The organism is Geodermatophilus sp. URMC 64 (genome assembly GCF_053502555.1).
Genome location: NZ_CP199955.1, coordinates 2,723,445 through 2,740,766, shown reverse-complemented (window position 1 = coordinate 2,740,766; position 17,322 = coordinate 2,723,445). Strand labels below are relative to the sequence as shown.

At 74.5% G+C, this 17,322-nt stretch carries 16 protein-coding genes; 7 read left to right on the top strand and 9 right to left on the bottom strand.

Annotated elements, in window-relative coordinates; genetic code table 11:
- Positions 1-52: 52 nt before the first annotated feature.
- On the top strand, positions 53-610 hold the full coding sequence (locus tag ACWIYF_RS13415) for a hypothetical protein (RefSeq protein ID WP_448628635.1): 558 nt from the start codon (positions 53-55) through the stop codon (positions 608-610).
- A 25-nt stretch (positions 611-635) separates the two neighbouring features.
- Here ACWIYF_RS13415 and ACWIYF_RS13410 read toward each other — a convergent pair whose 3' ends face one another.
- From ACWIYF_RS13410 to recD2, 4 genes are all read right to left on the bottom strand, one after another.
- Positions 636-908 (bottom strand): hypothetical protein, encoded by a 273-nt coding sequence (locus tag ACWIYF_RS13410; RefSeq protein ID WP_448628634.1) that lies wholly within the window; start codon positions 906-908, stop codon positions 636-638.
- Positions 905-1,963: a PD-(D/E)XK nuclease family protein gene (locus tag ACWIYF_RS13405; protein WP_448628633.1), complete on the bottom strand. Its 1,059-nt coding sequence runs from the start codon at positions 1,961-1,963 to the stop codon at positions 905-907. The genes ACWIYF_RS13410 and ACWIYF_RS13405 overlap by 4 nt, the downstream gene beginning before the upstream one ends.
- Complete coding sequence (locus ACWIYF_RS13400) at positions 1,960-3,396, bottom strand: hypothetical protein (RefSeq protein WP_448628632.1); 1,437 nt, start codon at positions 3,394-3,396, stop codon at positions 1,960-1,962. Before ACWIYF_RS13400 ends, ACWIYF_RS13405 begins: the two co-directional genes overlap by 4 nt.
- A 112-nt stretch (positions 3,397-3,508) precedes the next feature.
- Positions 3,509-5,776 (bottom strand): SF1B family DNA helicase RecD2, encoded by a 2,268-nt coding sequence (gene recD2 / locus ACWIYF_RS13395; RefSeq protein WP_448628631.1) that lies wholly within the window; start codon positions 5,774-5,776, stop codon positions 3,509-3,511.
- A gap of 172 nt (positions 5,777-5,948) precedes the next feature.
- Here recD2 and ACWIYF_RS13390 point away from each other — a divergent pair, with 172 nt between their 5' ends.
- Complete coding sequence (locus ACWIYF_RS13390) at positions 5,949-6,437, top strand: single-stranded DNA-binding protein (protein WP_448628630.1); 489 nt, start codon at positions 5,949-5,951, stop codon at positions 6,435-6,437.
- Between the two features lie 54 nt (positions 6,438-6,491).
- On the opposite strand, the gene ACWIYF_RS13385 is transcribed toward ACWIYF_RS13390, so the two are convergent.
- A complete protein-coding gene (locus ACWIYF_RS13385) occupies positions 6,492-7,295 on the bottom strand; it encodes an SRPBCC family protein (protein ID WP_448628629.1) in 804 nt (267 codons plus the stop codon).
- A 6-nt stretch (positions 7,296-7,301) separates the two neighbouring features.
- Positions 7,302-8,330, bottom strand: coding sequence for an LLM class flavin-dependent oxidoreductase (locus ACWIYF_RS13380; RefSeq protein ID WP_448628628.1), 1,029 nt, complete (start codon positions 8,328-8,330; stop codon positions 7,302-7,304).
- Positions 8,331-8,503: 173 nt separating this feature from the next.
- On the opposite strand from ACWIYF_RS13380, the gene ACWIYF_RS13375 reads away from it, so the two are divergent.
- The 3 genes from ACWIYF_RS13375 (at position 8,504) to ACWIYF_RS13365 (ending at position 11,227) form a co-directional block, all read left to right on the top strand.
- On the top strand, positions 8,504-8,920 hold the full coding sequence (locus tag ACWIYF_RS13375; RefSeq protein WP_448628627.1) for a VOC family protein: 417 nt from the start codon (positions 8,504-8,506) through the stop codon (positions 8,918-8,920).
- 15 nt (positions 8,921-8,935) lie between these two features.
- Entirely contained in the window at positions 8,936-9,514 is a 579-nt protein-coding gene (locus ACWIYF_RS13370) for a dihydrofolate reductase family protein (RefSeq protein ID WP_448628626.1), read from the top strand.
- A gap of 150 nt (positions 9,515-9,664) precedes the next feature.
- On the top strand, positions 9,665-11,227 hold the full coding sequence (locus ACWIYF_RS13365) for an adenylate/guanylate cyclase domain-containing protein (protein ID WP_448628625.1): 1,563 nt from the start codon (positions 9,665-9,667) through the stop codon (positions 11,225-11,227).
- A gap of 9 nt (positions 11,228-11,236) precedes the next feature.
- Here the strand turns inward: ACWIYF_RS13365 and ACWIYF_RS13360 are convergent, their stop codons facing one another.
- On the bottom strand, positions 11,237-13,819 hold the full coding sequence (locus ACWIYF_RS13360; protein ID WP_448628624.1) for a DUF4062 domain-containing protein: 2,583 nt from the start codon (positions 13,817-13,819) through the stop codon (positions 11,237-11,239).
- Positions 13,820-13,998: 179 nt separating this feature from the next.
- Between ACWIYF_RS13360 and ACWIYF_RS13355 the strand changes: the two genes are divergently transcribed.
- Entirely contained in the window at positions 13,999-14,427 is a 429-nt protein-coding gene (locus ACWIYF_RS13355; RefSeq protein ID WP_448628623.1) for a hypothetical protein, read from the top strand.
- A 92-nt stretch (positions 14,428-14,519) separates the two neighbouring features.
- On the opposite strand, the gene ACWIYF_RS13350 is transcribed toward ACWIYF_RS13355, so the two are convergent.
- Entirely contained in the window at positions 14,520-15,314 is a 795-nt protein-coding gene (locus tag ACWIYF_RS13350) for an HpcH/HpaI aldolase family protein (RefSeq protein ID WP_448628622.1), read from the bottom strand.
- Between the two features lie 123 nt (positions 15,315-15,437).
- On the opposite strand from ACWIYF_RS13350, the gene ACWIYF_RS13345 reads away from it, so the two are divergent.
- On the top strand, positions 15,438-16,037 hold the full coding sequence (locus tag ACWIYF_RS13345; protein WP_448628621.1) for a cysteine hydrolase family protein: 600 nt from the start codon (positions 15,438-15,440) through the stop codon (positions 16,035-16,037).
- Positions 16,038-16,041: 4 nt separating this feature from the next.
- On the opposite strand, the gene ACWIYF_RS13340 is transcribed toward ACWIYF_RS13345, so the two are convergent.
- Positions 16,042-17,301 (bottom strand): 3-deoxy-7-phosphoheptulonate synthase, encoded by a 1,260-nt coding sequence (locus tag ACWIYF_RS13340; protein ID WP_448628620.1) that lies wholly within the window; start codon positions 17,299-17,301, stop codon positions 16,042-16,044.
- Positions 17,302-17,322: the final 21 nt, after the last annotated feature.

The following is a 17,322-nucleotide window of genomic DNA, read 5'->3' as shown; positions in this document are numbered from 1 at the left end:
CCGTTGGCGAGTCGGCCGGAGGACGTCAGCAGGGGGCTCTAGCGTCCGCGACGTGAGGGACGTGAGCGGCGGGTTCGACGCGGACGACGATGCGCCCGGCGCCCTCGCGGAGCTGACCGGCTACGAGCTGTGGGACCGCACCCAGCGGGCCGGGCAGCGGGTGGCCGACGCGTACGACCGGATGATCGGCGCCGGGTCGGGGCCGGCGCGGGTCGCCGTGGCGCCCGAGTTCCTGCGGAGGGTGCGTCAGCTCCTGGCGCTGCGGCTCGCGGCGGTCGCCGGGGACCGGCGGCGCGCCTTTCCGCAGAGCGTGCCGCCGGCCGGCAGCCACGGCGTCGCCGCGCTGTGGGCGGAGGTGTTCTGGGCGGCCCGGGCCGGGTCTCCGGACGACGAGTCGGGCGTGCTGGAGGCTGCCGACGCGTCGATCCGGGGGCTGCTGGCCCTGGAGCCGTCGGATCTGGCCGATCCGGACACGCTGCGGGCCTGGTGGGAGCGGCTGGAGTCGTTGGAGGAGACCTTCGGCGGGCTCGAGATGGCGGCCCAGGTGAGGGTGGAGAACCTCCGCGCCGCCGTCGACCACGAGCGGCAGCTGCGCCCGGAGTCGTACTGACCGGCCCCCGCCCCGCGCCCTCGCGTCACGCCACGTCGCGGGCGCGGGCGGGTGCACCCGGCTCGGGCTCGGCCACGATCCAGCTCGTGCGCCCGTGGAGCGGCGGGGTCTTGGTGCCGTCGGTGAACCACACGACGATTCCCCCGTGGGCCCGGCACCGCGAGCGCACGACCCGGACCCGGCTGCCCTGCCGGCTCTTGGCCGGGCGGACCAAGGGCAGGCCGAAGTCCGTGCCGACGACGTCGCTGGTCAGGACCGGCTCCCCGGCGGACAGGTTGCTGGTCGCAACGGTGGTCATGCGACTCCCTCCCGCCCGGTGCCGTTCCGCGTGACCCGGATCGTCTGCGGGCTGCGGACCCTCCGGGTGGGCACGACCTCCCCAAGCTCGGCCAGCCGCTCGACCGCGGCGTCCTTGTCGACCTGCGTGCGCAGGCCGCCACCGGACCACTCGCAGTACAGGTCCTCCGCCGGCCCGGACCGGCCCCGCAACAGCTCCCGCGCGTACTCCTTGTGGCGCCTGGCCTCGTTCTCCGCCGCGCGCCAGGCGTCGTAGTCGCGCACGGCCGCGGTGAAGTCCTCGTCGGTGACCGTCAGGCGGGACTGGCGGGAGACGTCGCCCTCGGTCTCCGGGTCCACCGGCGGGCCCCAGCACAGGTCCAGGAACGGGCACCAGTCGCACATGGTGTCCACGCCCGGCCCGAACCCGTCGCGCGGGACGGCGTCGACCCCCTCATCCTCCACGGTGGCGTAGACGTCGGTGAGCCACAGGAGGGCCTCGGCGGTCAGTGCCGGGTCGTGGTCGGCCTCGAAGACGACGTCCTCCCCGGAGTCGCGGGAGAGGTAGCGGATGCGCAGTCCCTCGACCTCCTGCCCGGTGCCGGCCGGGAGCCGCCGGTCGTTGATCTGCCCGGTGCGCAGCAGCCAGGCGTAGACGGCGACCTGGAACCAGTGCTTGACGGGCACCCCGCGGGTGAGGACCCGTTCGAAGCCGAACCGCGACGTGGTCTTGAGGTCCTCGACGACCGGGGCGTGCCACCAGTCGCAGCGGCCCTTGACCTGCTCGCCCTTGAGCCCGACCTCGGTCACCCCGCCGTACTGGCGGCGCAGGGCGCGCAGCACCCCGCGGTGCAGCTCGGTGCCGAGGAACGCCTGCAGCCCCGTGCGGGCGTTGGTCGGCCGGCGCCGGGCGATCCGGTAGGCCGCCCGGCGCCGGCACTCGCCGAGCTCCGAGGCGCCGATCATCCGCTGCCGCGACCGGGCCCGGCGGCGGTCGAGGTCACGGACCGCCGCCGCCAGGCTCGGTGCGGCCCGCCGCTCGGCCGCGGTGGGCCGGGCGGGCAGGACCGCCGTCACGCGGAGATCTCCTGCTGCCCCACCGACATCCCGGACCGCTGGATGGCGATCACCTCACGGACGAGCGCGGTCAGCCGCTTGGTGGCCACGTGCTCGACCGGCCGGCCGAACCGCTCGGCGATCTGCTCGTCGCTCACACCGAGGCTCTCCAGGCTCGCGAGCACGCCCTTGCGGGCGGCGGTGAGCCGGCGCTCCCGCGGGTCGTCGGGGGTCGGCGAGGCCTCCAGCAGCGGGTTCGCCGGCGCGCCCTGACCGGCGGGAGACGCCGCCGCGGCCCGGGCGGCCTCGACCACGGCGGCGGGCGTCGTGGGCGCGGGCGGAGCGGTCTGCGCCCGGCGGCGACCGGCGGGGTGGGCGTCCATCGACGCCTCGAGGAACTCCTCGTGCCGGGCCTGGATGAGCTCCGCGACGGTGTACGAGCCGCTGGGGGTGGGGACGTCGACCTGCAGCAGCGCGGCGCGGTTGGCCTGGGCCCAGACCTCGCGCAGGTCGTCGTCGTCCTCGGCGTCCTGGATGCGGGCGACCAGGTCGGCGGCGTCCGGCTCGCTCGGCCGGCTCGTCCGGGCGGCGCGGGCCTCCTCCTCCCGTTCGTGCTCGAGCAGCCCGCCGCCGTGGAACGGGACGAGGTCGCGGACGTGCGCGGTGCCCGGGTCGCACTTCAGCGCGTCGAAGACCAGCCACTCGAGCAGCCGGCCCTCCGCCGCCTGGGCGGTGACCTCCCTGGCCGGGTCGGTGTTCGGTTTGATGCCGACGTGGACGCTGCGCGCGCCGACGATCAGCGGCCGGCGCCCGCGGCGCAGCCGCACCCACACGCTGGCCGCGTAGGGGAATTCCCGGTGGGTCTGCACCGACCAGGTCTTCTGCCCCTCGATGGGGCGGCCGTTGGCGTCGACCTCGGTGACCTCCTTGCCGCGGGCGGTCACCACGACGATGCCCGGGAAGGTGAGCAGCTCGGTCTGCAGCTTGCGCCAGCGGGCGCCCGCGTCGTTCCACAGGTTCTGGCTGATGACGATCTCGGCGTTCGGGTCGCGCTTGAGCAGCTCCCGGTTGCGGGCCGACTTGGCGGCGCGGGCGCTCGCCCAGTCCTTGAGCCCGTCCCAGATCGCCGAGCCGGTGTCGATGCCGAGGACCACCGGCGGCTCGCCGGCGTCGGCCGCGCGGCGCGCCTCGGCCTTGATCGTCTGGACCGCGGCCAGCACCTGGGCGTACGAGCCGTCGTGCTCGACCAGCTCGTAGCTGGCTCCGGGGATGGCGCCGTACTCGTCGCCGGCACCCTCGTTGAGGTCGATCCAGTACAGGGTGCCGATCCGGTCGCTGGTGCTGAACTGGGCCAGCGCCCAGCTCTTGCCCGCCTTCTCCTCGCCCTCGAGGAGGATGCACGGCCACGGGACGCGGCCGGTGGGCTTACGGGTCTTGAGGCCATCCATGGCCATGATGTGCTCCTTGCCGACACGGGGAAGATGTCGACCCGAAAGCTACGAGCGGGCACTGACAGAAACGGGCCGCCTGCACAAGCACATCCGCAGATTTCTGTGAAGCCGCAGGTCAGGCGGCCGGGTCGGCGTGTCGCCGTTCGCTGTCGGCGTAGCCGGGGGCCGGCCGCGGCCCGCCACGGAGGCGGTGGGCGAGGCCGGTGTGCCGGCGTCCGGACCCGGTGGCGCGCACGGCCTGGGCAAGCGCCCGCGGCGATCCGACGAGGACGACGAGCTTCTTGGCCCGGGTGACGGCGGTGTAGAGCAGGTTGCGCTGCAGCATCATCCAGGCGCTGGTGGTCAGCGGGACGACGACGCAGGGGTACTCGCTGCCCTGGGAGCGGTGCACGGTGACGGCGTAGGCGTGCACCAGCTCGTCGAGCTCACCGAAGTCGTAGTCGATCGCCTCGTCCTCGTCGGTGACGACGGTGAGGGTCTGCTCCACGGCGTCGACGGCGGTGACGACACCCTGGGTGCCGTTGAAGACCCCGTTCGCGCCCTTGTCGTAGTCGTTGCGGATCTGGCTGACCTTGTCCCCGACGCGGAACACCCGCCCGCCGAAGCGCTTCTCGGCGCGGTCGGGTCGGGCGGGGGTGAGCGCCTCCTGCAGCAGCTCGTTGAGCGCGGCGGCGCCCGCCGGCCCGCGGTGCACGGGGGTGAGCACCTGGACGTCGCGGCGCGGGTCGAGCCCGAAGCGGGCCGGGATCCGGCGGACGACGACGTCCACGGTGAGCCGCGCGGCCTCCTCGGCGTCCTCGGTGCTGAACAGGAAGAAGTCGTCGAGACCGCGGACCTGCGGCGGTCTGCCGGCGTTGATCCGGTGGGCGTTGGTCACCACCCCCGACCGGCTGGCCTGCCGGAAGACCTGGGTCAGGCGCACGTGCGGGATCGGCGTGCCCTCGGCGAGCAGGTCGCGCAGCACCTCCCCGGCGCCGACCGAGGGCAGCTGGTCGACGTCCCCGACCAGCAGCAGGTGCGCGCCGGGCGGAACCGCCCGCACCAGCTTGTTGGCCAGCAGCAGGTCCAGCATCGAGGACTCGTCGACCACGACCAGGTCGGCCTGCAGCGGCCGCTCCCGGTCGAACGCGGCGTCGCCTCCCGGTCGCAGCTGCAGGAGCCGGTGCACGGTCACGGCCTCGACACCGGTCAGCTCGGTGAGCCGCTTCGCCGCCCGGCCGGTCGGGGCGGCGAGGACGACCCGGGCGCCCTTGGCCGCCGCGAGCGTGACGATCGAGCGCACGGTGAAGCTCTTGCCGCAGCCGGGCCCACCGGTGAGGACGGCGACCTTCTCGGTCAGCGCCAGGCGCACCGCCTGCTGCTGGCCGGGCGCCAGCTCCACGCCGGTGCGGCCGTGCAGCCAGGCCAGCGCGGCGGCCCAGTCCACACCGGCGAAGGCCGGCATCCGGTCGGTGTCGGCGGCCGCCAGCCGCCGCAACCCCGCGGCCAGGGAGACCTCCGCGCGGTGGAACGGGACGAGGTAGTACGCCACCGTGGGCGGCTCGCCGTCCGCGCCGGGAAGCTCCTCGCGGACGAGGTTCTGGTCGGCGACGAGCAGGGCGAGGCAGTGGCCGACCAGGGCGGCCGGGACCTGCAGCATCTCGACCGCCCGGGCGACCAGGTCGGTCTCGGGCAGGTAGCAGTGCCCCTGCCCGGTCGCCTCGGAGAGCACGAACTGCAGCCCGGCCTCGACCCGCTCCGTGCTGTCGTGCGGGATCCCCACGGCGGCGGCGATCGTGTCGGCGGTGCGGAACCCGATGCCCCACACGTCGGCGGCCAGGCGGTAGGGCTCGGCGCGGACCACGCCGATCGCGGCGCCGCCGTACTCCCGGTAGATGCGCACGGCCAGCGAGGTAGAGACGCCGACGCCCTGCAGGAAGACCATCACCTCCTTGATGCCCTTCTGCTCCTCCCAGGCGGCGGTGATCAGCCGGGTCCGCTTCGGGCCGAGGCTGGGCACCTCGGCCAGCCTGCCGGGTTCCTCCTCGATGACCCGCAGCGCGTCGGCGCCGAAGTGCGCCACGATCCGCTCGGCCAGCTTGGGGCCGATGCCCTTGACCAGTCCCGAGCCCAGGTAGCGGCGGATGCCCTGCGTCGTGGCCGGGAGCACGGTGGTGTAGTCCTCGACCTGGAACTGCCGGCCGTACTGGGGGTGCGAGCCCCAGCGACCCTGCAGCCGCAGGGTCTCCCCCGGCTGGGCGCCGAGCAGCGAACCCACCACGGTGACCAGGTCCCCGCCCCGCCCGGTGTCCAGCCGGGCCACGGTGTAGCCGGTCTGGGTGTTGGCGAACGTGATGCGCTCCAGCGAGCCCTCCAGGACCGCCCCGGCCCGCCCCTCCGCCACCTGCCATCCCTTCACCGACGCGCCCACTCCGACGGCCGATGGTCACACGCCCCTCCGACATCTCCGCGGTCCCGGGAGCCCCGTCCTGGCGGCGCGCGGAAAATGTCAGCGGGTCCTCGTAGCCTCCGGACGCTCACCTGAGCGATGCATCGACGCTACGGAGGACCGGATCATGGCCGGCGACACTGTCATCACCATCATCGGCAACCTGACCAGCGACCCCGAGTTGCGCTTCACCCCCTCGGGCGCGGCGGTTGCCGACTTCACCATCGCCTCCACCCCGCGCACCCTGGATCGCCAGACCCAGGAGTGGAAGGACGGCGAGGCGCTGTTCCTGCGCTGCAGCTGCTGGCGGCAGATGGCCGAGAACGTCGCGGGATCGCTCACCCGCGGCTCGCGGGTCATGGCCCAGGGCCGCCTCAAGCAGCGGTCCTTCGAGACCAAGGAGGGCGAGAAGCGCACCGTCATCGAGCTGGAGGTCGACGAGATCGGCCCGTCGCTGCGCTACGCGACGGCGTCGGTGGAGAAGGTCGCCCGTTCCGGGAACGGTGGTGGCGGCGGGACGGCGGCCAACGACGGTCGTGCCGGGGCCCAGCGAGGCGGTTCACCCGATCCCTGGGCGGTGCCGGTCGGCGGGGCGAGCGAGGAGCCGCCCTTCTGAGAGCTCCGACGCCGGGGCCGGCCGCCCGCGCAGCCCCGGCGTCGTGGGTGCTCGTCAGGCCGGTTGGTCCTCCAGCCACTCGGTGATGAAGCGCGGGCTGGCGTGCACATCCACCATGCGCACGCGGTCGGGGCCGACGGTCCGGAAGCGGTGCGGCGTCAGGGCCGGCGCGACCTGCACGCTGGGGCCGGTGGCGATGAAGTCGTCGTCGCCGACCCAGAAGTGGACCGAACCGGTGACCAGGACGAAGGTCTCGGGATACGGATGCCGGTGCAGTCTCGGTCCGGACCCCGGGACGTCGGTGTCGACGATGATGACCGACACCTGACCGCCGGTGCGCTCGCCCTCGATCTCTCCTGCCGCGCGGAGGTCGACGCCGGCAGCCCGCTGGCTCTCAGCCAGCCGTTTGATGCCGTCGACCGTGGCCTGCATGTTCGCCCGGTGCTCGTCGAGGCGGCGAGAGACGATGCGCTCCTCCTTGTCCGGGCGCGCCTCGATCGCGGGCGTGAGGCCGGAGCGCGCCGGTCCCATGCGCATCCACTGGCGCAGCAGCGTGCCGCCGTCGGCCGGCTCGAGGGTGAAGCGCCAGGCGGCCGCCGGGTGGGCGGGATCGCCGACGGCCCAGCCGAACTCCCGCTCGGGCTCGCGGGTGACCACGGTGCAGGTGGTCTCCCACTCCCCGATCGCCGGATGGAAGTTGCGGCCCACGAACCGCTCGTCGTCGAGCCAGCGCACCTCCTGCAGTTCCGGTGAGAACCGGATGGGGGTGGCGATGTCGCTGACCAGCGCCCACACCGCCGCCGGCGGGGCGTCGACGACCGTCTGCACCTCCACGGTGGGCCCGTCGGCGTACTTCATGGCGGGTCAGCTCCTCTCCGCTGGTTCGGCGCACAGCTCCACGAGCGTGCCCAGGGTGGTCAGCCGCTCGTCGAGGGAGCCGTTGAGCTTGGCCTGCAGGGTGCCCACGCCGGCGGCCCGGTAGGCCGCGATCCGCTGGCGCACCACGTCAGGGGGGCCGAGCAGGTTGGTGCGCCGGCCCAGGTCCACCGGCACCCGGTCGGCGGCTCGTTCCCGCTCGCCGGCCAGCCACAGCTCCTGCACGGCGCGGACGTCCTCGCCGTAGCCCTGTCGCGCGAAGGCAGCGTTGTAGAAGTTCTGGCCCCGGTTGCCCATCGCGCCGATGGTGAACGCGTAGCCGCGGGCGTGCCGCCGGGCGGCCTCCTCCTCGTCGTCGGTGAACTCCACCGCGACCGGCACGACGACGTCCAGGTCGGCGACGGTCCGTCCGGCCCTCGCGGCGCCGGCGGCGAGCGGCTCGAGGAAGGCCGCGGCGGTCTCGGGCATGAACGTGTTGGCCAGCCAGCCGTCGGCCACCTCGCCGGTCAGCGCCAGGTTCCTCGGTCCCATCGCGGCCACGTACACCGGCACCGGGGTCGGCGGAGCCGCCGACCTGATCGCGCGGCCGGCGCTGTCGGGCAGCGGCAGCCGGTACACCGTGCCGTCGTGCCGGAGCCGTTCGCCGGCGGTGACGGTGCGCAGGATCTCGATCGTCTCCCGGGTCATCGCCAGCGGAGCCGTGAAGGGCACCCCGTGCCACCCCTCCATCACCTGCGGGCCGCTGGTGCCCAGTCCCAGCAGGAACCGGCCGCCGGACAGCGCCTGCATCGACATCGCCGACATTGCGAGCAGCGCCGGCGTCCGGGCCCCGAGCTGGGCGATGCCGGTGGCCAGCCGGATGTGGCTGGTGCGCGCGGCCAGGTAGGCCAGCGGGGTGAAGGCGTCGTAGCCCCAGGTCTCGGCCACCCACACCGAGTCCGCGCCGAGGCGCTCGGCCTCCACGACGAAGGCCAGGTCCTCGTCGCTGATCCCGGCGGCGGCGACCCCGATCCGCATGCTGCCCTCCGTCTCCGGGCCGGCGGCCGGGAAGGGCGTGGGGCAGCGCCGACCGGCCGGGGCTCGACGCGCTGATCCTAGGGACGCCCGACCCCGACACCGCACCGATGACTTCTCCTCCCGCTCCCGGTCGACACGGGCAGGCACGGATGCCCGGATGCGGGAGGGAACCGATGAGGACCTTGCACGTCGGCCTGCGTGTGGCCGATCTCGAGCGGTCGCTCGCGTTCTACCGGGCGGTCGGCTACGAGGTGGTCGGGGAGGTGCCCGAGACCGGTCTCGGGCACCTGACCATGCTGAAGCTGCCCGACGACGAGTTCGTGACCATCGAGCTCGTGCACGGGCCCACGAGCGGCCAGGCAGGTCCGGGGAGCGGCCTCAGCCACCTCGTCATCACGGTCGACGCGATGGACGCGACCGTCACCGCGCTCGCCGCCCGCGGCATCGACGCGGAGGCGCCCGCGTCACCGGACGGCTCGGACGACTTCCTGACGACGTGGATCACCGACCCGGACGGCAACCGGATCGAGCTGGTCCAGTGGCCGCCCGGTCACCCCGCCGGCATGACCGCGGCCGACTGGGCCGACTGAGAGGTGCACCTTTCGATGACTGCATCGACCAGCGCCCCGATACGGCTCTACATGTCGATGTCCCTGGACGGCTTCATCGCCGGACCGGACGACCGGCCCGGGCAGGAGCTCGGACGGGGTGGCGGGCGGTTGTTCAACTGGCTCGACGACCGGATGTCCCCGGGACCGAACGGGCAGGTGTTCGGCGAGGCCATGGCCACCGGAGCCGTGATCTCCGGACGGCGCACGTTCGAGCTCGCCGGACGCTGGAACGGCGACCACCACGACGGCGTGCCGATCCACGTGCTGACCCACTCCGTCGACGAGGGCGACGAGCTGCCGGGCAGCGCCCGGTTCTACACCGACGTCCTCGCCTGCGCCGCCGACGCCCGGGCCGCGGCCGGCGACCGTGCCGTCATGGTGCACGGCGCGGGCGCCGCCCAGGCGCTGCTGCGGGCCGGCCAGCTCGACGAGCTGGAGATCCACCTCGTCCCGGTCCTGCTGGGCGCTGGGCGGCGGCTGTTCGCGGCCGACGCCGACGTCGTCGAACTGGAGCTGGTCCGGCACCTGGAGGGGCGCGACGTGACCCACCTGCGCTACCGGGTGCGTCGCTGACCGTCGTCCGCAACCTGCTGGTGCCCGCTCCGCCTCAGGGAGCACACTGCCCTCCGTGGCGTCCGGACCGGCCGCCCAGGTCGGCAGAGCACACCGCCCGCCCCGCACGGGGCCCGGGCGGCGCCACCGCGCTCGCGCAGGGGACGCGCGATGAGCGGGAAGCACCGCGACCACGGGACCGGGCTGGTCCCGCGCCCGCGGGGTGAGGACGGCTCCCCGCTCGCGGCGCCGGACGGCGACCGGGTCCGGACCGGTTTCGTCGCCCGCCTGATCGCCGATCACGGCCGCCGGCCGACGGTCGCGCTCATGGTGCTGCTGGCGCTGGTCCTCCCCCTCGCCGGCCTGGTCTTCCTGCTGCGCAACGACTTCAAGGGCCTGCACTGGACCGAGCCGCCGTTGCACTTCGTCGTCTTCCTGACCGTCGGGGCGGTCGCGGCCAGCCTCTCGCTGGTCGCCGGTGAGGCGGCCCGCCGGCGCGGCGACGCGCGGGTCCTGCTGCTGTCCCTGGCGTTCCTGGCGACCGGCGGGTTCATGGCACTGCACGCCGTCGGCACGCAGCACGTGCTGACCCACGACGCGCTCCCCGGATTCACCATCGCCATCACCGCCGGGTTGCTCGTCGCCGCTCCCTTCGCGGTGGCCTCCGCCCTGGTGGACGCCCGGCCCTCGGCCGGTGGGTGGGTGGTGCGGCACCGGCACCAGCTGCGGGTGGGCGTGTTCGTCACGCTGCTCCTCTGGGCGCTGTGGTCGGTGTTCGAGTGGCCGCCCCTGCAGCAGGTGACCGCCGAGGGCGGGGCGAACATCGCCCTGAAGACGGCGGCGGCGCTCGGCGCGCTGCTCTACGCGGTCGCGGCGTTCCGGCTCTGGTGGGTGAACCGGAGCTACTTCGGCCTGCTCGTCTTCAGCCTCGTGGCCTGCTACGGCCTGCTGGCGGAGGCCCTGGTGGGGGTCGCGGTGGCCGGCGAGCGCAAGTGGCACCCCACCTGGTGGGTGTGGCACGCGCTGATCGTGACCGGTTACCTCCTGGTGTTCGCCGCCGCGCGCCGGGAGTGGCGCGACGAGCGCTTCCGGCCGCTCTACCTGCCGACGACGCGCGAGCACCGCGGCGAGGTGTCGGTGCTCGTCGGCGACCTGGCCGGCTACACCGGCTTCACGGCCGCGCGCGACGCGGTGGAGGTCGCGGCGATGCTGCGCGCCTACTACGAGCGGGCCGCGCCGCTGATCTCCCGCCGGTTCGGCGGCGAGGTGGAGAAGTTCGCCGGCGACGGGGTGTTCGCGACGTTCAACCGCGTCGGCGACCAGCCCGACCACGCGTTGCGGGCGGTGGAGGCGGCCGCGGCGCTGCAGGCGGAGGTGGCGCGGATCCGCGCGGACCACCCGGACTGGCCGGGACTCCGGATCGGCGTCAACAGCGGCCCGGTCGTCTTCAGCGAGATGGGCGGGAGCGGCTACCTGGTCTACCCCGCCGTCGGGGACACCGTGAACGTCGCGGCCCGGCTGCAGGAGCACGCCCCGGTCGGCGGCGTGCTGATCGGCACCGGGACGCGCGACCAGCTCCCCGGCTCCGTCGACCTGCTGCCGGTGACGGGGCTCCACCTCAAGGGCAAGGAGGCGGCGGTGGACGCCTACCTCGTGCAGCTGCCCCTGCGGACGTCGTCCACCACCGTGGCGCGGCCACCGACCAGGCGCGGCGCGCCACACGCCGCGCGGTGACCTGCGCCGTCAGCGAGGGCTCTCGGCGGGCTCCTCCCGGGCCTGCGCCAGCGCGTCGGCCGGACGCAGCTGCAGGCCGGCCGCCCACTCCCGCTCGAATCCGTCCGCGCCGAGCACCGACCGGAGCGCCGCGATCCCCTCGTCGGAGACGGGGCGCAGGAACGGCCAGGTGCTGATCCGCAGGCGGTCGCGCAGCCGGGCGGCCGCCGCGTGCAGCCGCGCGGCGGTGCGCATCCGGCCCTCCGTGCGGGCGACCGCGGCCAGGCCGTCCAGGCAGTAGGTGACCCCCTCCTGGTCGAGCATGCCGGTGTTCGCCGCCAGGCTCCGGTCGAACAGCGCGCGCGCCCGGTCGGCGTCGCCGTCGAACAGGGCGGCGAAGCCGAGCTGGTGCAGGGCCAGGGTCTGCAGGTGCTCGTTGTCGATCTGCTCGCCGAGCCGGCGGCAGTCCTCGAACGCCTCCGTGGCGCCGGCGGTGTCCCCGGAGCGCATGGCGAGCTGCCCGAGCGCGGCGAGCGTGTACGCGGCGCTCATCAGGTCGCCGCGCTGCCGGAACCAGCGGGCGCCGTCCGCGAGGGCTGCCCGGAGCGGCGGGACGTCGTCGCCGGACGCCAGGTAGCTGAGGGTGACCCGGGCGCGGACGGCCAGTTCGCGGTCCCCGGCGTCCTCGGCGATGCGCAGGGCCTCGGTCAGCAGGGCGCCGGCCCGCTCCATGTGCCCCATCGAGTAGTCGCTGGTGGCGCGTCCCCAGAGCAGCCGTCCCCGGGCCGGGGCGTCCAGCCGGGACGCCGAGGGCAGCGCCATGACCGCGTCGACCAGCTCCAGCACCTCCGGGATCAGGTTCCTGGCCCAGAGGTAGTAGGCCAGCTGCATCCCGATGCCGTAGGCGGTCTCGGCGTCGTCGGTCTCGAGCGCACGGCGCCACGCCACCCGGATGTTGTCCAGCTCGTCGTCGACCCGGGCCGCCCACCGGTGGAAGGCCGACCGCAGCCCGGCGCCGGCCTCCTCGACGAAGGACGTCATGACGTCGGCCAGCCGGTCCAGCGCCGGCCCCTGCCCGCCGCTCTCGTCCAGCCGCTCCTGCGCGTACTGCCGGACCACACCGAGCATCCGGAACCGCGGCCCGGCCGCCGCCCGGTCGTCCGTCGTCACGAGGCTCTTGTCCACCAGCGAGGACAGCAGCGCGAGGACGTCGACCGGCTCGCCGCCCTCGGCCATCGCCTCGGCCGTCCGGAGCGTCCACCCGCCGGGGAAGACCGAGAGGCGGGCGAGCAGCGACCGTTCCGGCGCGTCGAGCAGCCGGTAGCTCCAGTCCAGCGTCGAGCGCAGCGTCCGCTGCCGGGCCGGCAGGTCCACCAGCCCGCCGTCGAGGTCCAGCCGCTGTCCCAGCCGCTCCACCAGCGCCGACGGCGGCAGCATCCGCACCCGGGCGGCCGCCAGCTCGAGGGCGAGCGGGATCCCGTCCAGCCGCCGGCAGATCTCACCGACGTCCGCGGCGTTGTCGCTGGTGAGCGCGAAGCGGGGGTCGGCCTCCGCGGCGCGGGCGACGAACAGCTGGACGGCCGGCGACAGCGCGACGCTCGAGGGACGGGTGCAGTCCTCCTGCGTCGGTACGGCCAGCGGGACCAGCGGCCACTCCTGCTCGCCCCGCAGACGCAGGACGGTGCGGCTGGTCACCAGCACCCCGAGGTCCGGGACCGCGGCGACCAGCCGCGCGAGGTCCGGTGCCGCCGGCAGCAGGTGCTCGAAGTTGTCCAGCACGAGGAGCGCCCGCCGGCCGGCCAGCTGGTCGGCGAGTGCGTCGACGAGGTCCGCCCGTCCCGGCGAGCGCAGGCCGAGCGCCGCAGCGACGGACGCGAGCACCCCGGTGGCCTCGGGCTCCGCGGCCAGGTCGACGAACCAGGCGCCGGCGAAGAGTTCCTGCCGGAGGACGGCGGCCACCTCCAGCGCGAGCCGCGTCTTCCCGATGCCGCCGGGACCGGTGATCGTGACCAGCCGGGCGCCGTCGCGGAAGCGCCGGAGCACCCCCTCGCGGTCGGCGTCGCGGCCGATCATCGGCGTGGGCGGCACGGGGAACGGCGACGGGCGCAGCCCGGGTGACGGCTCCGGCTGCTCGGCGGTGAACCGCTCGGTCAGCAGCACGGCGAGGTCGTCGGCGAGCAGCTCGGCCAGTTCCGCGCCGTCGGCGAAGCTCTTGTAGGAGGCGCGGTCGTCGGCCTGGATGCGCCGCAGCAGCTCCCCCAGCCGGGGCTCGCGCCCGGGAGCCGGCGTCTTCACGTAGATCAGCTTCGGCCGGTCGCCCGACAGCAGGTACTCGTCCTCCAGCCCCGACACCGTCTCGCCCGGCGCCACCCAGCCGTAGCGCTGCCAGTAGATGCCGACGAACACGTCGCTCTGCGCCAGGTATGCCCGGTAGAGCTCGCGCGGCGGATGCGGACGGGCGCCCAGCTCGAACATCACCGGGGTGAGCCGGATGCCCTCGATCGCCGCCCGCGCCGTCCGTCGTTCCGGGCCGAGCTCCTCCAGCGTGGACGAGACGAACACGCGCACCCGCCGGTCCGGCGTCGTGATGGGCGCGGGCGCCAGCTGGGTCACCCTGCCTCCTCACCGTGATCGCCGGACAACCACGACAGCCGACACCAGTCCCCGGCCCGCGGCAAGAGCGTGGAGCTCGCCGTTCACCGGTCTTTCTGCCCTACCGGGGGCCACGGGCCGGCGCATAGCTTCGCCCGATGCGCCCAAGCCTGCGGTGTCTCAGAACCGGACTGGCCGGGATGGCCGGCGTCGTCCTGCTCGTCGCGTGCGGCGGGGACGGCGGCGACGCCTCGACCGACGCGACCGCCACCGGCGCCGCGGAGCAGTCCGCCCCCGCGGGCGGGGAGGGCGACTTCTGCACCCAGGCCGCGGGGATCGACGACCGGGTCGAGGCGGCGATGTCCGAGCTCGACGACGGCGAGGCCTCGGTGTCCGACGCCTTCCGCCGGCTCGGCGAGGAGCTGCGCGCCATCGACGCCCCCGAGGAGATCGCCGCCGACTGGGACGCGATGCAGCAGGGCCTGGACCGGATGGCCGACGCGCTCGCCGAAGCCGACCTCACCGATCCGGACTCGCTGGGCGCCCTGGAGGACGCCGAGGGCGACCTGTCGACGGCGAGCGACAACGTGGAGAGCTACCTGCGCGACGAGTGCGGCATCGGCGGGTAGCGGTCCCTCGCGTGGGTCTGAACCATCGCCCTGTCGCTGCCCCCCGCTGACGAAGTGCGCTGAGGCCCGGTTCCGAACGCTGGAACCGGGCTTCAGCGCACTTCGTGCTGCTCCTGGCCGCGTCCGCTCGAGCCGCCGGTCAGGCGGTGTCCTGCTCCGATGAGCCCGCGGGCGACGCGCAGGTGGTGCGCCATGACCTCGCCGAGGGACACGGCATCGGCGGCGACGGTGACGATGGTCGCGCCCTCGGCGGCGTAGCCCGCGGCGACCTCGCCGCTGAAGGCGTGCACGCCGACGGGCACACCGGCGGCGACGGCCCGGGCGATGATCGAGGAGAGGATGCCGCGCAGTTCCGCCTCGTGCTCCGCGCCGGTCAGCTCGAGGGACAGCGAGAGGTCGCCCGGCCCGACGTAGACGCCGTCCAGCCCCTCGACGGCGAGGACGGCGTCGAGGTCGTCCAGCGCGGTCGCGGCCTCCACCATGACGACGACGAGCGGCTCGTCGGCCCCGCCGGAGAGCCGCCCGATCGAGCGGCCGCCCGCCGGGGCGTAGCGGCAGGCGGCGACGACCTCCCGGGCGTGAGCGGCGTCGCGCACGTTGGGCACGATGACGCCTCGGGCGCCCAGGTCCAGCGGCCGGCCGACGTCGGGGAACAGCGGGCTGCGGGTCCGGACGAGCGGCACCGAGCCCGCCGCGGTGATCGCCGCGGTGACCGCCGGCAGCTCGGCCTCGGTAAGGGCGCCGTGCTGCAGGTCGAGGACGACGAAGTCCGCGCCGGTCCGCGCCAGGACCTCGCCGGTCACCGCGCCGGGCAGCGAGCTCCACAGACCGTGGCACGCCCGCCGGCCGGCCCACCGCTGCCGCAGGTCGACCTCGCTGATCGCCATCCCTCGCCTCCCCGGCCTCGAGTCCTCGCGCGGCGCGATCCTGCCCCACCCACCGGCCCTTGTCGCCCGGCCCCGCCGGCGCGAGCATGTGGCCCCCGACGGAACCGACGCAGGGAGCCCGCCATGGCCGAGACCACGAGCCTCCGGCAGCTGACCGGCATGCCCGACACCCCGGCCCCCTGGACCGAGCAGACCCTCGTGCTCATCGACTGCCAGAACACCTACACCCGCGGCGTCCTCGAGCTCGACGGTGTCCAGAAGGCCCTCGACGCCGCCGAGGAGCTCCTGGACCGGGCCCGCACGGCCGGCGTCCCGGTGGTGCACATCCAGCACGACGCGGGCCCCGGAACCCCCTACGACGTGCGCGCCGACATCGGCGCAATCGTCGACCGGGTGGCACCCCGGGCCGGTGAGACGGTGGTCGTCAAGGACCGCCCGAACGCCTTCGTGGGCACCGACCTGCACGACGTCCTGGCCACCGCGCAGTGCACGGACGTCGTCCTGGCGGGCTTCATGACCCACATGTGCGTGAACTCGACGGCCCGCGGCGCCTTCAGCCTCGGCTACCGGCCGACCGTCGTCGCCGCCGCGACGGCGACCCGGGACCTGCCCGGCCCGAACGGCGTCGTCCCCGCGGCCACGGTCCAGGACGTGAGCCTGGCGGCCATCGCCGACCTGTTCGGCATCGTCGTCCCCGACCCGGCGGCGATCCCCGGCCGGTAGCCGGTCAGCCGGCGCGCAGCGCCGCCACGTCGGTGCCGCGCCGCGCCCGCACCGCCGCCGCCAGCTCGTCCAGCATCGCCGCGGTCATGTCCAGGTCGACGCAGGCGTCGGTCACGCTCTTGCCGTACTCCAGCTCGCCCGGACGGCGCTGGTCGAGGTCCTGCCGGCCGGCCACGAGGTTGCTCTCCAGCATCACGCCGCGGATCGCCTGCTCCCCGCCCGCGATCTGGCCGGCCAGGTCGGCGACGACGTCGAGCTGGCGCAGGTGGTTCTTCTGGCTGTTGCCGTGGGAGGCGTCGACCACGACCACCTCCGGCAGCCCGCGCGTGCGGAGGGCGTCCCTGGTCGCGGCGATGTGCGCGGCGGAGTAGTTGGGGCCGTGCTTGTCGCCGCGCAGGATCACGTGGCCGGTCTCGTTCCCGGTCGTCGACAGCTGGGCCGAGATCCCGTGCCGGTCGATCCCCAGGAACTCGTGCGGCGCCCGGGCGGCGACGACCGCCTGGATCGCGGCCTCGATGCTGCCCTCCGGCGAGTTCTTGAAGCCGACGACGGCCGAGAACCCGGACACCCGCTCGCGGGCGGTCTGGTCGGTGACGTTGCGCGCGCCGACGCCGTTGTAGGTCACCAGGCCGTCGACGTACTGCGGGGTAAGGGCGTTGAGCGGCTCCGCCGCCACCGGGACGCCCAGGGCGGTGATGCGGCACATGAGGATGCGGGTCGCGATCAGGCCGACGCTGATCCGGTTGGAGCCGTCGAGGTACGGGTCGTAGGCGAAGCCCTTCCAGTCGACCTCGGTCCTGGGCTTCTCCGTGTACGTGCGCATCAGGACTTCGAGATCGGCCGAGTGCCGCTCCCGCATGCGCCGGATGAAGTCGGCGTACTCGAGCGTGCCGGCCGGGTCGTGGATGGAGCACGGGCCGGCGATGACGGCCAGCCGGCTGTCGGTGCCGTCGAGGATCGACGTCACGGCGCGCCGGCCGGCCCGGGTCGTGGCCGCGGACTCCGCCGAGAGCGGCACGACGGTCGCCACCGCCTCGGGGGTGACGACGATGCTCAGGCCGGCGATCCGCGTGTTCATCAGGCCGGACACGTCGACCGGCTCGGCGGCCCCGTACCCGAGCCGCCGCCGCACCTCGGGCAGCAGCTCGGCCTGCATGGCGTCCATCTGCTCGTTCACCCGGCGCTGGACGTCGAGCAGGTGGCCGGCGATCCGCTCGGCGACCTCCAGGATCTGGTCAGCCGGGATTGCCTGGTCCTGCGTCATCGTGCTCCTCACGAGCCTGGG